The sequence below is a fragment of the Polymorphobacter sp. genome, from assembly GCF_048007885.1.
GTDB lineage: Bacteria > Pseudomonadota > Alphaproteobacteria > Sphingomonadales > Sphingomonadaceae > Sandarakinorhabdus.
This window is the reverse complement of record NZ_CP180346.1, coordinates 1,269,280-1,285,964: the sequence shown is the minus strand read 5'-3', so window position 1 is coordinate 1,285,964 and position 16,685 is coordinate 1,269,280. Positions and strand designations below refer to the sequence as shown.

Annotated in this window: 14 protein-coding genes and 1 tRNA gene; 5 read left to right on the top strand and 10 right to left on the bottom strand. The window is 62.0% G+C overall.

The features are described from left to right. The first annotated feature begins 136 nt into the window (after positions 1-136). The 5 genes from ACMVO5_RS06140 to ACMVO5_RS06120 all read left to right on the top strand — a co-directional run bounded on the left by ACMVO5_RS06140 (position 137) and on the right by ACMVO5_RS06120 (position 5,665). Positions 137-1,363: an LL-diaminopimelate aminotransferase gene (locus ACMVO5_RS06140; protein ID WP_416909171.1), complete on the top strand. Its 1,227-nt coding sequence runs from the start codon at positions 137-139 to the stop codon at positions 1,361-1,363. Between the two features lie 3 nt (positions 1,364-1,366). Next, positions 1,367-2,662: a homoserine dehydrogenase gene (locus ACMVO5_RS06135; RefSeq protein ID WP_416909170.1), complete on the top strand. Its 1,296-nt coding sequence runs from the start codon at positions 1,367-1,369 to the stop codon at positions 2,660-2,662. Positions 2,663-2,746: 84 nt separating this feature from the next. Beyond that, positions 2,747-3,712, top strand: a complete 966-nt coding sequence (gene glpX, locus ACMVO5_RS06130) for a class II fructose-bisphosphatase (protein WP_416909169.1) — start codon at positions 2,747-2,749, stop codon at positions 3,710-3,712. Further along, entirely contained in the window at positions 3,713-5,482 is a 1,770-nt protein-coding gene (gene recJ, locus ACMVO5_RS06125; protein ID WP_416909168.1) for a single-stranded-DNA-specific exonuclease RecJ, read from the top strand. A gap of 107 nt (positions 5,483-5,589) precedes the next feature. Continuing rightward, positions 5,590-5,665, top strand: a tRNA-Glu gene (locus ACMVO5_RS06120). A gap of 386 nt (positions 5,666-6,051) precedes the next feature. Here the strand turns inward: ACMVO5_RS06120 and ACMVO5_RS06115 are convergent. The 10 genes from ACMVO5_RS06115 to ACMVO5_RS06070 form a co-directional block, all read right to left on the bottom strand. Then, entirely contained in the window at positions 6,052-9,294 is a 3,243-nt protein-coding gene (locus ACMVO5_RS06115; protein WP_416909167.1) for a type I restriction endonuclease subunit R, read from the bottom strand. After that, the gene (locus ACMVO5_RS06110; RefSeq protein ID WP_416909166.1) at positions 9,291-10,517 is read right to left on the bottom strand and encodes a hypothetical protein; all 1,227 of its coding nucleotides are present in this window, start codon (positions 10,515-10,517) and stop codon (positions 9,291-9,293) included. The genes ACMVO5_RS06115 and ACMVO5_RS06110 overlap by 4 nt, the downstream gene beginning before the upstream one ends. After that, complete coding sequence (locus ACMVO5_RS06105; RefSeq protein ID WP_416909319.1) at positions 10,514-11,689, bottom strand: HsdM family class I SAM-dependent methyltransferase; 1,176 nt, start codon at positions 11,687-11,689, stop codon at positions 10,514-10,516. The genes ACMVO5_RS06110 and ACMVO5_RS06105 overlap by 4 nt, the downstream gene beginning before the upstream one ends. A gap of 43 nt (positions 11,690-11,732) precedes the next feature. Continuing rightward, positions 11,733-12,551, bottom strand: coding sequence for a type I restriction-modification system subunit M N-terminal domain-containing protein (locus ACMVO5_RS06100; protein ID WP_416909165.1), 819 nt, complete (start codon positions 12,549-12,551; stop codon positions 11,733-11,735). A 296-nt stretch (positions 12,552-12,847) separates the two neighbouring features. Then, positions 12,848-13,063: an HGGxSTG domain-containing protein gene (locus ACMVO5_RS06095; protein ID WP_416909164.1), complete on the bottom strand. Its 216-nt coding sequence runs from the start codon at positions 13,061-13,063 to the stop codon at positions 12,848-12,850. Continuing rightward, positions 13,060-13,725, bottom strand: a complete 666-nt coding sequence (locus ACMVO5_RS06090; RefSeq protein ID WP_416909163.1) for a hypothetical protein — start codon at positions 13,723-13,725, stop codon at positions 13,060-13,062. The genes ACMVO5_RS06095 and ACMVO5_RS06090 overlap by 4 nt, the downstream gene beginning before the upstream one ends. A gap of 1 nt (position 13,726) precedes the next feature. After that, positions 13,727-14,710: an AAA family ATPase gene (locus ACMVO5_RS06085; RefSeq protein ID WP_416909318.1), complete on the bottom strand. Its 984-nt coding sequence runs from the start codon at positions 14,708-14,710 to the stop codon at positions 13,727-13,729. A 91-nt stretch (positions 14,711-14,801) separates the two neighbouring features. Then, on the bottom strand, positions 14,802-15,419 hold the full coding sequence (locus ACMVO5_RS06080; protein WP_416909162.1) for a DUF7146 domain-containing protein: 618 nt from the start codon (positions 15,417-15,419) through the stop codon (positions 14,802-14,804). Positions 15,420-15,743: 324 nt separating this feature from the next. Continuing rightward, entirely contained in the window at positions 15,744-15,920 is a 177-nt protein-coding gene (locus tag ACMVO5_RS06075) for a helix-turn-helix domain-containing protein (RefSeq protein WP_416909161.1), read from the bottom strand. Positions 15,921-16,052: 132 nt separating this feature from the next. After that, positions 16,053-16,667, bottom strand: coding sequence for a hypothetical protein (locus ACMVO5_RS06070; RefSeq protein ID WP_416909160.1), 615 nt, complete (start codon positions 16,665-16,667; stop codon positions 16,053-16,055). Positions 16,668-16,685 lie beyond the last annotated feature (18 nt).

Below are 16,685 nucleotides of genomic sequence, written 5' to 3'. Positions count from 1 at the left end.
CCTCCCATCGAGTTTCCCTTCCTTAGCCTGAACCGGGGGGCCGGGCATAGCGCGCAACTTCCTTTGCCATGGGGCATTGCAACCGTTATCAGCGGGAATGCCCGATGCCCGGGCATCTTGCCCTTGCGAGTTCATCATGACCGAAGAATTTTACCGCATCAAACGTCTGCCGCCCTATGTGATCGCGGAAGTGAACGCCATGCGGGCCGCAGCACGGGCACGCGGTGACGATATCATCGACCTAGGCATGGGCAATCCCGATCTGCCGCCGCCGCCGCATGTGATTGCCAAGCTGGCGGAAGTGGCGGCCAAGCCCGATGCGCATGGCTATTCCTCGTCGAAGGGGATTCCCGGCCTGCGCAAGGCGCAGGCGGCTTACTATGCACGCCGTTTCGGGGTGGATCTCGACCCCGAGAGCGAGGTGGTGGTGACGCTGGGCTCGAAGGAGGGGCTGGCCAATCTGGCGCAGGCGATCACCGCGCCCGGCGATGTCGTGCTGGCGCCCAATCCGAGCTATCCGATCCATACTTTCGGCTTCATCATTGCCGGCGCCACGATCCGCAGCGTGCCGACGACGCCCGACGAGCGCTATTTCGAGGCGCTGGAGCGGGCGATGCATTTCACTGTGCCGCGGCCCTCAGTGCTGGTGATGGGCTATCCAAGCAATCCCACGGCCGAAGTGGTCGATCTGGCCTTTTATGAGCGCGTGGTCGCATTCGCCAAGAAGCACAAGGTCTGGGTGTTGTCCGATCTGGCCTATTCCGAGCTCTATTTCGATGGGTGCCCGACGCCTTCGATCCTGCAGGTGCCAGGCGCCAAGGATGTGGCGGTCGAGTTCACCTCGATGAGCAAGAGCTATTCGATGGCGGGCTGGCGGATCGGCTTTGCGGTGGGCAACAAGACGCTGATCGGTGCGCTGATGCGAGTCAAATCCTATCTGGATTATGGCGCGTTCACGCCGATCCAGGCGGCCGCGGTGGCGGCGCTCAATGGCCCGCAGGATATCGTCGAGCAGAACCGGAATCTCTACAAGCGGCGCCGGGATGTGCTGGTGGAGAGCTTTGGCCGCGCGGGCTGGGAAATTCCGCCGCCACGCGCGTCGATGTTCTGTTGGGCGCCGCTGCCGCCCGCGCTCCGCCATCTCGGCAGCCTTGAGTTTTCCAAGCAGCTGCTGACCCATGCCGGCGTGGCTGTGGCGCCGGGTGTTGGCTATGGCGAAGACGGCGAGGGCTTTGTGCGCATCGCCATGGTGGAGAATGAGCAGCGGCTGCGCCAGGCTGCGCGCAATGTCCGCAAATATCTGCAATCAATGGGTGTGAACGCAGCGCCGGCGGCGCGCGCGGGAACGACGGCGGCGAGTTGAGACATGACTGAAGGCGTATTGCGCATCGGCGTGGCCGGGCTGGGAACCGTTGGTTTGGGCGTCATTCGCACGCTGGCAGCGCATGGCGATTTGATTGCTCGGCGCGCCGGGCAGAAGATCGTGGTGACTGCAGTTTCGGCGCGGGAGCGTGGGCGCGACCGGGGTGTAGATCTTTCGCCCTATGCCTGGGTCGAGGATACGGCCGCCTTGGCCGATCATCCCGAGGTCGATGTCGTTGTCGAGCTGATCGGTGGCTCCGAGGGGACGGCGCTGGCGCTCGCCGAGCGCACGCTGGCGGCCGGTAAGCCGCTGGTGACGGCCAACAAGGCCTTGGTGGCGCGCCATGGCCGGGCGCTGGCCACGCTGGCTGAGGCCCATGGCCAGCCGCTGCTGTTCGAAGCGGCCGTGGCGGGCGGGATTCCGGTTTTGAAGGCGCTGCGCGAGGGGGCGGCGGCCAATGGCGTGGCGCGGGTTTATGGCCTTTTAAACGGCACCTGCAATTATGTGCTCAGCCGGATGGAGAGCGAGGGGCTGGATTTTGCCACGGTTCTGGCCGACGCGCAGGCGGCGGGCTTTGCCGAGGCTGATCCGAGTTTTGATGTTGACGGCATCGACACGGCGCACAAGCTGGCGCTGCTGGCCGCACTGGCCTTTGGCACGACGCCCGATTTCGATGCGGTTGCGACCGTGGGGATCAGGGCTATCGACAAGGCCGATATCGAGCAGGCGGCCTCGCTCGGCTTCCGGATCAAGCTGGTCGGTCTGGCGGAAGCGCGGGATGGAAAGCTGTTTCAGCGGGTGCATCCGGCGCTGGTGGCGCGCGATCATCCTCTGGCGACGACCGGCGGCGCGCTGAATGCAGTGGTCATCGAGGCTGACCCTGTGGGCCGCTTGTTCTTGCAAGGCGCCGGCGCCGGCGAGGGGCCGACGGCGAGCGCGGTGCTGGCTGATGTGATCGACGTGGCGCTGGGGCGCGGCGGGTTGCCTTTTGGCATGCCGGTGGCGGCGCTGACGGCACTTGCCAATGATGACGGCGCGGCGCGGGAGGCGCGCTTCTATGTGCGGCTGAGCGTGGCGGACCGGCCTGGGGTGCTGGCGGAGCTGACGGCGATCCTACGTGATCAGGGAGTCTCGATCGAGAGCCTGATCCAGCGACCGCATGCGGGCGAGGGACTGGCGAGTCTGGTGATGGTGACGCATGTCACAGCCGAGGCGGCGATGGCGGCCAGTCTTGCAGCAATGGCGGCGAGCGGGTCGGTGCACGGTGCGCCGGTGATGATGCATATTCTCGATTTCTGAGCTGGATGCGCCGAGGCCCTTTTCTGCGCGGGCCAATCGGCCTAGACGCCTGCCGACCCCTGATAGTTCGAAAGATATGATTCGATGGTGACGCAGCGTTCTTCGATCCTTGACCGTTTGCTGGTGCTGGAAATGGTGCGTGTGACCGAGGCCGCAGCGGTGGCGGCATCGCGGATGATCGGCCGCGGCGATGAGAAGGCGGCTGATGCGGCGGCGGTCGAGGCTATGCGGCTGGCGTTCAATGAACTTGACTTCGAGGGCACGGTCGTGATCGGCGAAGGCGAGCGTGATGAAGCACCGATGCTGTATATCGGTGAGAAGGTGGGCAAGGGAATCGGGCCGAAGATCGATATCGCGCTCGATCCGCTGGAAGGCACGACGATCACGGCCAAGGCCGGGCCCAATGCGCTCGCTGTGCTGGCCATCGCCGAGCAGGGCTGCCTGCTCAATGCGCCCGACGTCTATATGGACAAGATCGCCGTGGGGCCGGGCTATCCCGAGGGCGTGATCGACTTGGCCAAGACGCCGAGCGAGAATGTGGCAGCGGTGGCGGCAGCCAAGGGGTGCGCGCCGGGAGATCTGATGGTGTGTGTGCTGGACCGGCCGCGGCATCAGGCGCTGATTGCAGAACTGCGCACGCTTGGTTGCGGTATCCAGTTGATTCCGGACGGTGATGTGGCCGCTGTGATCGCCACGACTGATCCGGATACGGGCATCGACCTGTATATGGGCTCCGGTGGGGCGCCCGAGGGGGTGCTGGCGGCGGCGGCGCTGCGCTGTGTGGGCGGTCAGTTGCAGGGGCGGCTGTTGTTTCGGAACGAGGATGAACGGGCGCGGGCGCGGCGCTGGGGGGTCGAGGATCTGAACCGCATCTACACCCTGTCGGATCTGGCGCGCGGCGACGTGATCTTTGCTGCCACCGGCGTCACCGACGGGTCGCTGCTGAAGGGCGTGAAGCGGCGGCGCGATGGCAGCGTGACGATCGAGAGTGTGGTGATGCGCGCGTCTTCTGGGACGGTCAGGCGGGTGTTCACCCAGCGCCGCGGCTGAATGGTTTCGCCGGCCGTTCTCGGGGTCGAGTCCTCGGTTTCTGGAAGCCGCTGGGTCTGGCGCGGCGGGCAGATGCCCGGCGATACGCTTGACGGGCGCGACGCTGATGACCTGCTGCGGCAGCTGTTTCGGGCGCGCGGCGCCTCGAACGCGGATTTCGAACGCTTGAAGGCGCCGACGCTGCGGGCCTGGATGCCGGACCCGAGCGGCTTTCTGGATATGGATATTGCGGCTGAGCGGCTGGCGGATGCTATCGGGAAGCAGCAGTCGGTGGTGATTTTCGGCGATTATGATGTCGATGGAGCGACGTCGGCCGCCGTGTTGATCCGGTTCTTGCGCAGCGTCGGGCTGGTGGCGGGTCATTACATTCCCGACCGGCTGCTGGAGGGCTATGGACCTTCGGCGGACGCGCTTGTGGCGCTGAAGGCGCGCGGGGCGGACCTTGTGATTGCTGTCGACTGTGGAACCCAGGGCTTTGCCGCGCTCGAGGCGGCGCGCGATGTCGGCCTTGAGGTGATCGTGGTGGACCACCACAAGGCCGCGACAGCGCTTCCGCCGGCCCTGGCGCTGGTCAACCCCAATCGGCTTGATGAAACGCCTGAGGCGGCCACATTCGGGCATCTGGCGGCGGTTGGGCTGGCGTTTCTTTTGGCGGCGGCGACCAATCGCGTGTTGCGGGCGCGCGGCTGGTTTGCGGCGCGCGCCGAGCCGCAGCTGATGGGGCTGTTGGACCTTGTGGCGCTGGGCACGGTCGCCGATGTGGCGCCGCTGACGGGGCTTAACCGTGCCTTTGTCGCGCAGGGGCTGAAGGTGATGCGGCAGCGGCGCAACCTCGGCATTGCGGCTCTGCTCGATGTGGGCGGGGTGACGCGGCCGCCGCTGGCGCGTGATCTGGGGTTTGCGCTGGGGCCGCGGGTGAATGCCGGCGGGCGGGTGGGGGCGGCTGACCTCGGGGTGCGGCTGTTGACGACCGAGGATGGTCATGAGGCTGCTGCGCTTGCAGCCGAGCTGGACCGGCTGAACGGCGAGCGCAAGGCCATTGAGCAGGCGGTGACCGACGAGGCGCTGGCGCTGGCGCGCGCGCTGCCCGACGGCCCGGTCGCGGTGGTGGCCGGTCGCGGCTGGCATCCGGGCGTGATCGGCATCGTCGCGGCGCGGGTGAAGGAGCGGCTGCACCGGCCGGCGCTGGTGATTGCCATTGGAGAGGACGGCGTGGCCAAGGGTTCGGGCCGGAGCCTTGCGGGTGTTGATCTGGGCGCTGCCGTGCTGGCGGCCAAGGATGCCGGCCTTTTGATGGCAGGCGGTGGGCATGCGATGGCGGCCGGGGTGACGCTCGCAGCGGACCAGGTACCGGCGCTGGCCGTATTTCTGGCCGAGCGCATGGCGGCTGACGTGGACCTTGTGACGGCAGCGCGGCAGCTTTCGATTGATGCGGCGATCGGGCCGCGTGGCATGGACCTGCATCTGCACGAGGCGCTGGAGTTGGCGGGGCCTTATGGGCAGGGCTGGGCGGCGCCGCGGCTGGTGTCCGGGCCCTGGCGGACAGTGGATGTGCGCATCGTGGGCGAAAACCATGTCCGTGCCGTGCTGGCGGGCGTTGACGGCGCGCGGATCAAGACGATCGCGTTTCGGCAGGCGGAAACGGCGCTGGGCGCAGCGCTGATGGGCGCGGGCCAGCGGCTGTTCCATGTTGCGGGGCGGCTGGGGCGGGACGATTGGGGTAACCAGCCGCAGCCACAGATCGAGCTGGATGACCTGGCCTTCGTCTGAGTGCGTTGCTGCCGGACGACGACGAATATGCCTGACAGGCCAAGGGATTCCAATTCGCCCCCTTGACGGAAGGGCCCTGCCCCTATAGCCAGCCGCTTCCCGCTGATGGTCCCTTCGTCTAGCGGTCTAGGACGTCGCCCTTTCACGGCGAAAACACGGGTTCGAGTCCCGTAGGGATCACCAACCTTTTGAAAAGGTTGCGCTTGTCGGTGAGGCCGGTTTTGGCAATTTGCCTAACGAGTGCCGAATATGCGCCCCCGAACGTGATCGAACTGCCCCGAGACGTTTCGTTTGACGCCTTCATGCCGTGTCTGCCCAACGACTCTGGCTCACAACTAGGCTCACGACCATTGAAAAGTTTGCCCTAAATGTGATCGATTGAACCAATGGCGAAGTCGGGGAGGCGCCCCCGCTATGTGAGCTGTGGTTGTTGAGCGAGGCGCAGTTGCACTGGATTAAGTCTCAGGTGACCGCTATCGCATCAGATCTCGCGCGTCGATAATCGACGAATCATGATTGGTGTGATCTTCGTGATCAGGTACAGGCGGCGCTGGCGCTATCCTGTGCGATTAATCTAGTTCATCGAGTTCGAAGCCTTTCCCGGTCTTGAGCAGGTCGTAAATCAGGTTCGTCAGAATGCTCATGGCCTGACGGTCGTTCTTCATGAGCAGCGCAGCGAGCGCGTTGTTGGATGCCATTGCGCGAACGACCGCGTTCTGAACGGCACCGGGCAGATTTCCTTTCAGCGCCAACTCTTTGTCTGCGTTTCCGACCTGCGCCATCACCACCTTGTTCTCGCGTGTGATGGATAGCACGTGGTTGACGAACTGCGCCTGGTCCTTTGTCGGCGCAGCGTCGCCGAATAGCTTATTCAGCCGTTCGATGATCTCCATGAGATAAGCCGGCTTCGGCGCTGTGCTAGGCTCGCCGCCGCCTGCGCCCATCGGCTGCAGGATGGGTTCATCAGGCGCGTCATGCGGGTCGACGATGCTGTCGTTCTTCTTGATCTCGTAGCCGGATAGCAAAAGGCCCGTGAGGTCAACATTCTCCGGCGCTACGCCGTCAAGCCTGTTCCCGAGCAGCTTGGCGAAGGCCGCAAAATTCTCCAGGTCAGGATCACCAAGGTCGATCAGCTGGGCGATGTAGCTGTAGCTGCGCACAAAGCGCCCAAGGCTTGATTTGAAATCGATGAGCACCGCGATTTCGTCGGCTGCTTCGCTTCGCACATGATCGGCAGCGTTCATGCCGTCTTCGTCGCCGCCGTTCTTGCACGTCTGGAACTTGGCTTCCGCGTCGTGGACGATCTGGCGCTGCACCTTAAGCCGATCATTGTAGCGGTCGGTCGGTTCCTGCGTCGCTGCAAAGAGCTCCTTGTGCTCCGGTTCCTTGGCGCCGGTGATGCTCTTCACCGCCTTGAACCTAGCTGCCTTGAAGGACTCTAGGTGCGTGAAATCGTAGATGCCGGCCTGGTCGAGACGATGCTTAATCTCATAGATGATGTTCGGATCCTGAACGGCCTCGATTTCGGCCCCGTCATCGTAGAGCCCAAACGCGGCGCGAACCACCTCCGGATCATTCACAAAGTCGACCACGAAGGTCTGATCCTTGCCCGGGAACGTGCGGTTCAGCCGTGAAAGCGTCTGAACGATATCCACGGCATTCGCGATCTTCTTGTCGACGTACATCGCCACCAGCTTGGGCTGGTCAAAGCCAGTCTGGAACTTGTTGGCGACCAGCATCACCCGATACTCAGGGCGATCGAAGGCGACCCGCAGGTCTTGCCCCTTCACCTGGGGGTTCATGGTGTCTTCGCTATATTGCTCGTCAGGATCGGCGATGAACACGTCGCCCGCCAGCTGGTCATCATCAGAATGCGCAACATCCTTGCCGGTCAGCTGCCCGGAGAACGCCACCAGGGCGCGAATGTCCTTGAACTCGGGGTTCGCTGCGATGAAGGCGTCGAAGCCCTTCTTGTACCGCACCGCAGCCGCCCGCGAACTCGTAACGACCATGGCCTTCGCCTTCCCGTCCAGCAGGTGCGCCACATTCTGGCTGAAGTGCTCCATGATGAACTGCACCTTTTGGGTGACGTTCGTCGGGTGCAGCTGCATCCACTTCGCTAGGGCGCGCTTGGCGGCCTTGCCGTCGACGCGCTTGGCATCGACCATCTTCTTGCCCAGGTTGAAGGCCGTCTTGTACGAAACATAGCCCTTCAGCACGTCAAGGATGAAACCCTCCTCGATCGCCTGGCGCATCGGGTACTTATGGAATGACACTGGTAGGTTGTCATCGGATGCCGGCTTCGTCGGGTCCTTCGGGCGCCCGAACAGCATCAGCGTGGAATGCTTCGGCGTCGCCGTGAAGGCGAAGTGCGAGACGTTCTTCGGCCGCACCCGTGACGACTGGATCTGCGTCAGCAGTTCCTCGACCGTCATGCTCTCCATGGCCTTTTTCGACGTCATGGCCAGCGTCGCCTGCAGCTTCGAAGCGGTCGTGCCGGTCTGCGAGGTGTGCGCCTCGTCGATGATCACCGCAAAGTTGCGGTCTTTCAGCGAACTCTCCGTGAGGATCGCTTCCATCGCATAAGGGAAGGTCTGGATCGTCACGACGATGATCGGCGTGCCCTTGAGCATGGCCTCGGTTAGCTGCTGGCTCTTCGACTTGGACGAGGTTTCCCGGTCGATGGCCGCGATCAGGCCAACCTGGTGGTCAATCTGCTTCACCGCGTCCTGCAGCTGGCCGTCCAGCACCGTGCGATCGGTGACGATGATCGCCGAGTTGAAAACAGGCGTGCCGTCATCCTTGCGCAATTTGATGAGGTCATGCGCCGTCCACGCGATCGTCGAGGTCTTCCCCGACCCCGCGCTGTGCTCGCACAGATAAGCCTGACCCGGCCCGTTCGCCTTGGCATCGGCAATCATGGCGTTGACAGCCGACCATTGGTGGAACCGCGGGAAGATCAGCGTTTCCTTGGTCGACCACTTGCCCTTCAGGTCGACGACGTTCTTCTTCTCCACGTACACGAAGTTGTGGAAGATCCGTAGCCAAGCGTCGCGCTGGGCAATTTCTGCCCAGAAATAGGAGACCGGATATTCCCCGTTCGGGCCCGGCGGATTGCCCGCCTTGCCGTCACGGCCCTTGTTGAAGGGCAGGAAAAACGTGTTTGCGCCGGCCAGCTTGGTCGTCATCCAGATTTCGCTGTCCGACATGGCGAAGTGGACAACTGCACCCCGCTTGAAGGTCAGCAGGGCCAGCTTACGCTTGGTTTTGGGATCAACCGGTAGGCGGTCGTTACGATACTGCTCCTTCGCCGCCTCGACCGACTGCGTGAAATCGGTCTTCAGCTCGATCGTCGCCACTGGCAGACCGTTGATGAACAGCGCCAGGTCGATCTCGTAGTCATAGGCTGGATGGTAGCGCAGCTGTGGCACTACGCGCAGGCGATTGGCGGCATAGCGCGCGATCACATCCTTGTTGCGCTGGTCTTCCGGGGCCGCCTCGCTGGCATCAATGTGGCCACAGCCTGCGATGTCGAAGCCGCGCCGCAGGACCTCGACCGTGCCTTTCTGCTCAAGGGCCTGCTCAACACGCGTCATCAGGGCCTTCGTGGCGCTGGCGACGTTGTTGGCGTTTAGCGACAGCAGCTTATCCCACTTCTTGGGCTGGCTGTCCTGCACCCAGCCCACAAGATCCTCCGGGTAGAGCGCATAATCGCGGTCGTAGGCCTCGCTCTTGCCCACGAGCCAGCCATTCTCGGCCAGCCTGTCGACGATATAGGCTTCCAGGTGCTTCTCGTGATGAGAGTTGCTCATGCGGCATTCCTCACGTCAATCTTGCCGGTCACAGCCGCGGTGATCAGGGCGGCGCGCTTCTCGCGTAGAAGATCAATGCTGCGCTCTGTCTGGGCTGTAAGGCGAGCAATCCGCACACCTTCAGTCTCCAGCTTGCTGACAAGACGCTCTTGCTCAGCAAGCGATGGAAGGCTCACTGGGATTACCCTCAAGTGCGGCCACTTGATCTGACGCTGAATGTCACCGACGCTTAAAGAGGCCAACATAAACCTCTCAACATAAGGCCTCGACCGGAACATATAGTTGGCGAACGTCGGATTGATTTTGCTGCGATCGAGTTCCAGCACGAGATACGCCGGGCTGACAATGCCTCGATGCTGGGAAATGCCCAGAGAGCCCCGCCACGCTTGTTGATTGTTCATAACAAGATCGCCTGGCTCGACGAGCTGATACTTCTCGAGGCTCTCAGAAGGCTTATGAACCAGACCTCCCCCTTCGGAATATGGGATAACCCCTCTGTCGAGATAAACCGACAGAAGACCTTCGTCGGCCATCCCAGAGATCGATTTATGCGTTGCCAACGACCAGAAGGGGTAGATCTGCCAATCGGGCTTGGGGCTTATGCAATCAATGATGTCAGCCGCGCGCTTCTCCTTCAGCAGCTCGATGAAGCGCTCCTTCTTGGCGATCAGCGCGTCGATGCGGGTGGTTTCGCGGTCGAGGAAGGCTGTAATTTCCAGTTGCTGGTCAATCGGAGGCACTGGCAATGGTTGCTCAGCAAACTCACGCCAGCGGAAATCCGTAGAGCGCTCCCTGATCCCCTTCGCTAGGCTCTCAATGAACCCTGACAACGCCATTGTGCGGATCATGCGAGCATAGAAATGCGCCGAGACGCCTTCTCGCGGAATGCAGCAGGAATAGACGGGAGTACATTTGCCGTCGGAGTCACTCACGCCGACAGCGCCGGCAAACGCATCCATGGCATGAATTACCAAATCCCCAGCATGAACACGTTGATATCCTGTTTCCTTGAGCGCGTTGGTAAAACCATCGATGCGGCGATTCTTCCTCAAAGTAACCTGTCCGTCACGAAAAGCCGTGACGATTTCATCCTCTTCCTTAACCGGCCGCTTCTGCAATTCGAAGAGAAACTTGCCGCGGCGGACGTTCCAGTCAGAAGGTATCTCCGGCGCCCAAGAAAGACCGGTCTGCCTTTTGCGGCGAGCTGTGTCGATCAAGCTCATTCCGTCACCTCCGCGAGGAGCGCGGCAATCTCGGCTTCAACCGCCTTCAGGTCAGCGTCGATCAGTTCGAGATCACGCGGCGGCTGATATTCGTAGAAGTAGCGATTGAAGTTGATCTCATAACCCACGACGCCGATCCCGCCATCGGTCTCGTCCCGATAGGTCTCATAGATCCAGGCATCCTCGGCGTGCGGCAGCACTTCCTGGGCGAGGTAATCGCGGACATCCACGCCCATCGGCACGTTCTCGAAGTCGGTCAGATCGTCATCGGCAATGACATCGCCGTGCTTGTCGACGACCGGCTCGACCTCGGGATCCCGCACGCCAAAGGCGTTTTGGAAAGCCCGCACGAGCGTGGCATTGATCGTGCCAAGGTCATCATCGGCCTTGGCTTTCTTCTTCGCCCAGCTCTCGATCCAGTGCCATTCGTGCTCGGTGCCCAGCAGACCCTTGAAGCAGTCAAGCCAGCCAGACTTCTGGCCTTCGTCCAGCTTGGTCCATGCCGTCTGCTCTACGAGCGTGTCGATGCCCACCTGCGAAATCACGATCTTCTTGCGCAGGGGCCGGAGCACCTTAATTCGGCGATAGCCGAACTCCTGATAATCGAAGATGCGGCTCTGCTTGGTCGGCTCGAAGGCCGCATACATGTTCACGATCTCGCGAATCTGGTCTGGCAAAATCTCGCGGCGCTTGTTGCCCTCGCTCTTGCGCATCGACGTGTGGAGCTCGGTCGCATCGATCAGCTGCACCTTGCCCTTACGATGGGCCGGTTTCTTGTTCGACAGCAGCCAAATGTAGGTGCCGATGCCAGTTCGGAAGAAGATTTCCGTCGGCAGTGCGATGATTGCCTCGACGAAATCCTTCTCCAGCAGATAGCGACGGATTTCGGACTCGCCTTGGCCGGCATTGCCGTTGAACAGTGGGGACCCCGACAGGACGATAGCGCCGCGGCCACCACCTCTTTCCGGCAGTTCCAGCTTGCTGACCAAGTTCAGCAAAAACAGCATCGAGCCGTCGCTGATCCTCGGCAGCTTCGGACCAAAGCGCCCCTCGAACTTCTGTTCGCTGTGCTCGCGCTGGACGACATCCTTGTCCATTTCCCACGGCTTGCCGAACGGCGGGTTAGACACGCAGTAGTGAAACCGCTCGCCGGCAAACCTATCATCCGACAGGGTGCTGCCCAGTGCGATGTTCTTTGAGAGGTCGCGGCCGGGATCAGAACTCCAAGGTCTTCAGCAGCATGCTGGCCAAGCAGACGGCGTGGGTTTCTGGCTCCAATTCCTGGCCATAGGGCACGATCACCGGCGCGATGCTGTAGCGATCCCGCAGGTTGTCGACATGCTCCATGCCATCCGACAGAAAGCCGCCGGTGCCGCACGTCTGATCGTACATGGTACGGATCAGACCTGGGTTGTTGATGAACATTTCGTCGTCCGGGTCGAGAAGCAGTTCGATGGCGAGATGCACCACATCGCGGGGCGTCATGAAATCTTCGGCCGCCTCGTTCACCTCGGCGCCGAAGCGGCGAATGAGGTGCTCGTAAATGTTGCTCATCACGCGGTCCGGCACGGTATCCGGGTGCAGGTCCGTCGCCGCGAAATTCTGTGTGATGCGATAGAGCACGCCTTGCTTGTCCATGCGGGCGATCGTGTTCGTGAAGTCAAATTGCTCGAAGATGCGCCGGGCGTTGTCGCTGAAATTGGCGATATAGTCTTCGAGGTTCTGCCGGGTGCGCGTGCCACCCAGTGTCGACAGGCTGTAGTTCGACGTGTTGTAGAAGGGGTAACCCGTGATCTGGCGCAACACGATGTCCATGTTGATGCCCTGAGACCCCATCGTCTTCTGGGCATCCTGGACGGCGTCACGGGTCGGTTCGAGCACGCACTCAAGGCGCCGCAATAGCGTGAACGGCAGAATGATCTTGCCGAAATCAGTGTGCTTGAAGTTGCCCCACAGGTCGTCGGCGTTCTTCCAGATGAAGTCCGCTAAAGTTCGTATTGCTGCTGCCGTTTGCCATTTGTGAGTTTTCCCCAAGCCTTTCGTGGTCGCCAGCAGGAAACAACGCAGTTGACGCGCTGTCCACCGCCTATCGCGACTTTTGTCCAGCAGCCCTGTTCGGCAGGCTAAGCGGTTTCAGCCCAGAATGTTCCAAATCCTGTCAATTCTGAGACGGGTCAGCCAGGTCAGGGTCGGCATTTGAGCATTTTCTCCAAGGCCTCCACATCTGCCACCGCCCGCCGCCAGCGCCAAGCCAAACGGCTCGAAAAAGGGGGATTGGCATGTCTGCCAGCAAGCCGGGCCTGTGTCCCGTTGTGAACCCTCGGAGGATTTCACCTGCCCTGGGTATCAGGCAATTCCTGCCGTAGCGCCCTAAGCAAAGCCCGTAGCCTAACCGTTTCCGCAGAATACAGGCCATGCTTCCAGGCGTTGCGATTTCCTTTCGGCGCACCGGGCGAGGTGCCGCCGTGCATTCGGCAACGGCCATTGGCCATGGCCGGCGAACGGCAGGGCCTCCCTGCGCGCGTGAGTGCGCCGCACTGTTTCACCGGGCGCCCGGCTTTGCATGGGGTTGATCCTTGGAAAACCCGTCACCCCCTCCCCCTGCGTGCACATCGCCCACGATGGCCTGCCCGCCGGGATGCACGTGCACATGCTCCACCTTCACCCGTTGCTCCCCGCCACGACGCAGCTTGCCCAATGCCTCGGCCTGAAGGGCAAAGGCCCGCATGTAGCGGACAGACAAGCCGCCAAGCGCTTCCAGGGTGGGGACAGTATCAGCCGTTCGGGCACGGGCTGCCAGATCAATGGCCAGTTCATGCGCCGCCGCCATCTGGATCAGCAGCATCGCCTCCACCTCGCTTTCCGGCTGGGCCGCATCCAGCACGGCGAGCATGGCATTCAGGCGGGTTTCATCCAGTGATTGATCCTTGTGCCGCGCCAGCCGTGAAAGCTGCATCAGCATGGCCTCGCTGAATTCGCTGGATGCACTGCCCATGGCCTGCATCACCATCACCCAACTGCCCTGTTCATCATTGTGGGCTGCTTCGATGCTCAGGGCTTTGCCTTCCTGCTTGGCCTGCAACCGCACGTTCAGCTTGCGCTTGCGGTATCGATCATAGGCAGCAGCAATGGCCAGCCGTTCGCGCTCAGTAGGCGCCGGGCGAGAATCGGCGGCGGGCGGCTTCGGTTTGGCGGGTGGCTTCGGCATGTCAGTCATCCTCTTCATCGTGATCAAAACGGCCTGTCTCATCTGTCCCATTGTCCCAATCATCATTGGGCGCCGCTTTGGGCTTTGGGACATTGGGACCATTGGGACAGGCGAAACGGCCACGCTTCAGCCGCTGCACTTCGCCGGCCTTAGCCATCCGGTTCAGCGTTCGGCGCACGGTGGGTTCCGATTTGCCTATCGTATCTGCCACATCTCTTGATGACAGGCCTTCGGCTGGCGCACCTTCAAGGGCCTCCAGGATTTCCTGCCGTTCGGCAGTTGCCGCCAGTTGCTTGGCGTCCCCAATGATGGTCCAGCCGTTCGTGTCCGGGTTGCGCTTCAAGGCCTTGTCATAGCCGTCCATTTCCCGGCTCACCGCCACAAGCCGGGCGCCCTCGCCATGCCTTGCCAGCACCAGCAGCGTATCGGGCACGCCAGTTAAGCCCGTGGTGCCGCTGATCATGTCCATTGGATCATCGGCCTCCTGTTTGCGGGTGTGATGAACAACAAGGATGCAGAGGCCTGGCCGATGCTTGGCAATGGCGTGCAACCGCTGCATGCCGGCGGCATCTTCATCATAGCCAGTCTTGCGGCCATCGCTGGCCGGCTTGATGCACCGCCAGGTATCGATGATGATCAATCGCGCATCGGGGTGGGCATCGAGCCAGCGTTCCAGCTGTTCCTCCCCGCCTTCGCCCAGCCGCTTCATTTCGATCACCAGATCAAGACGTTCGGGAAACGGGGCGCCGGCTGGCATCATGGCGGCAATGCGTGTTTGCAACCGCCGCTCGCAATCCTCCAGCGCACAATAGAGCGCATGCCCCGGCTGGCAGGCGATGATGCCCATGGCCCTCTTTGCTCCAGTCACGGCCAGCGCCAGATCAAGCGCCATGAAACTCTTGCCCAGCTTTGGTTTCCCGCCGATCAACGCCAAGCCTTCGGGCAGCAAGCCCGGCACAGGCCATTGCAATGGTGCAAACTGCATCGCGGCAAGCTCGGCGGCCGAAATGGTGACAAGATCAGGGGTTCCAGCGTCCTCCTGAAATCCGCCCAGGCCGGGCGCCAGCATGGTGGCTTTAGTGGCCACAGCACTGTTCCAGCCAAACGTCATTGAAGTCATGGCCGGGCGTTTCCGGAAAGCGGACAAGGGCAGCACGATCAGCCGCCGTCCAGCGCCGCGCCACGGTTCGGGCTGCATCCAGTCCCGGCGGATCATGATCGGCAAAGATCAGCAGCCGCGAAACGCCCGGCAGCACCGGCAGCCCTCGCATCGTGCCGGCAGACAGGCAGGCCCATAACGGTGAAACGCCAGCCGCCAGCAGGCTCAGGCCGGTTTCCAGGCCTTCGCAGACGGCTAGCGCGCCGCTGGGCGCGTCCGGCCCAGAAATACGCACCACGGCGCCCGTGCATGGCCCTAGCGCCTTGTGAGGCAGCTTGGCGCCTTGCCCATCCAGCCGCCGATGCCCATCAGCCGCCAGCGCCGTGCGCCGCACAGCCATCGGCCTTCCGTCAGAAATCGCCGTCAGCAGCGCCACCATGGCCGGCACCCGCTGCCGTTCGTAGGGGCATTCCGGGTGGAAGCGGATAGCCGGGCGCAATTCGGGATGTTGCAGGATGCCGGACAGGCCCCGGTCCGCCAGATAATGCGCCACCGGACTTGCGGCTGGGGCATCGCCCTCTTGCCAAAGCGCCAAGGCACGATCCCGGCGCTTATTCGTGTCATCGGCACGGGCCGCCGAAACTGGCGAAAAATGGACGGCAGGCAGCTTGGAATGCCGTAGCCATTGCCAAGCCGCCAGGCGGTCGCATTGCAAGACATGCACCACCAAGTCGATGACGCCGCCGCCCATGCCGCGCTCGAAGTCCCACCACAGGCCTCGGACGGGATCGACACTTAGCGATCCTCGGCGCCCCCAACGCCAATCGCCCCCGCTGGAAAGTGCGGCCTTAGGCTCACCCAGCAGCGCCTTGGCCACAGCTGGCATTTGAGTTTGCACGAGGTCGGCTTCCGCCATGTCTCAAGACACCCGGTCCAGCGAGTCCGAAAAGGCCTTGATGCTGGCCACGCGAACCAGCGTTCGCGCGCCAAGCTTCACGCCTTCCAGCTTCCCGGCGGCAAGCAACTCATAGGCCTTGGACCGGCCCACCCCGAGGATACGGGCGGCTTCAACAATGCTGACATTCAGGGGTTCCATCGGCGTTTCTCCATCTTCGCATGGCCAGCATCGGCCGGCTGCGGATGAAGAAAGGATGGTTTCAATTGCCCGGTCGCGGTAGCCGGACAAACAGGGATAAACCTCAAGATAAAGGGGGAGAAACCCCTTTACTCATTGATTTTTTTGGAGTGCTCTTAAAATCCCCTTTGCCGCCTTTTGCAGCGTATCGGCTTGCGGCACCCGACCGATTTTAGTGTATGTTTCCTTCAGCAGTGCTTCGACAGACGCTTGTGTCATTCGATGCCCGCGATGCCCGGTCTGCTCTGGGTTGCGAGAAAGCATGATCGCTACAGTTGCAGCTGCCTCCCAATGATCAAATTCGTGCGGCCTGCCGCCCTTGGAACGGGCGGTTGAGGTAGATGACGTTGGTTTCGACACCGGTGCAGGTTTTTGATCCATCGTGGCGTCTCTTCCCAGCATCGCCAGAATATCTTCCTTCGCAAAACACACACCAAAAGCCTTGGCGAGATGCCCGCTGGAAACGCGCCGCTCAAAATCTCCCGGCTCCCAGCGGGAAGAAACGTCGCTTGATCCGCGACCCCAAAATCGCACATCGAGCATTTGCGATCGGCTTTGCGTGCTCCCTTGCACAAACGTATCTGCTTTGGACCTGATCAACCCTTCCTGAAGGCGGCTAAAAATGGTTTGCCGCCATGACCCGTTAACGTGCTTTGAGGCCAGCAATCGCAACGTATCCGACGCGGTAATCCACTCGTCATTCTCCATCAGTTCAGTCTGTGCAAG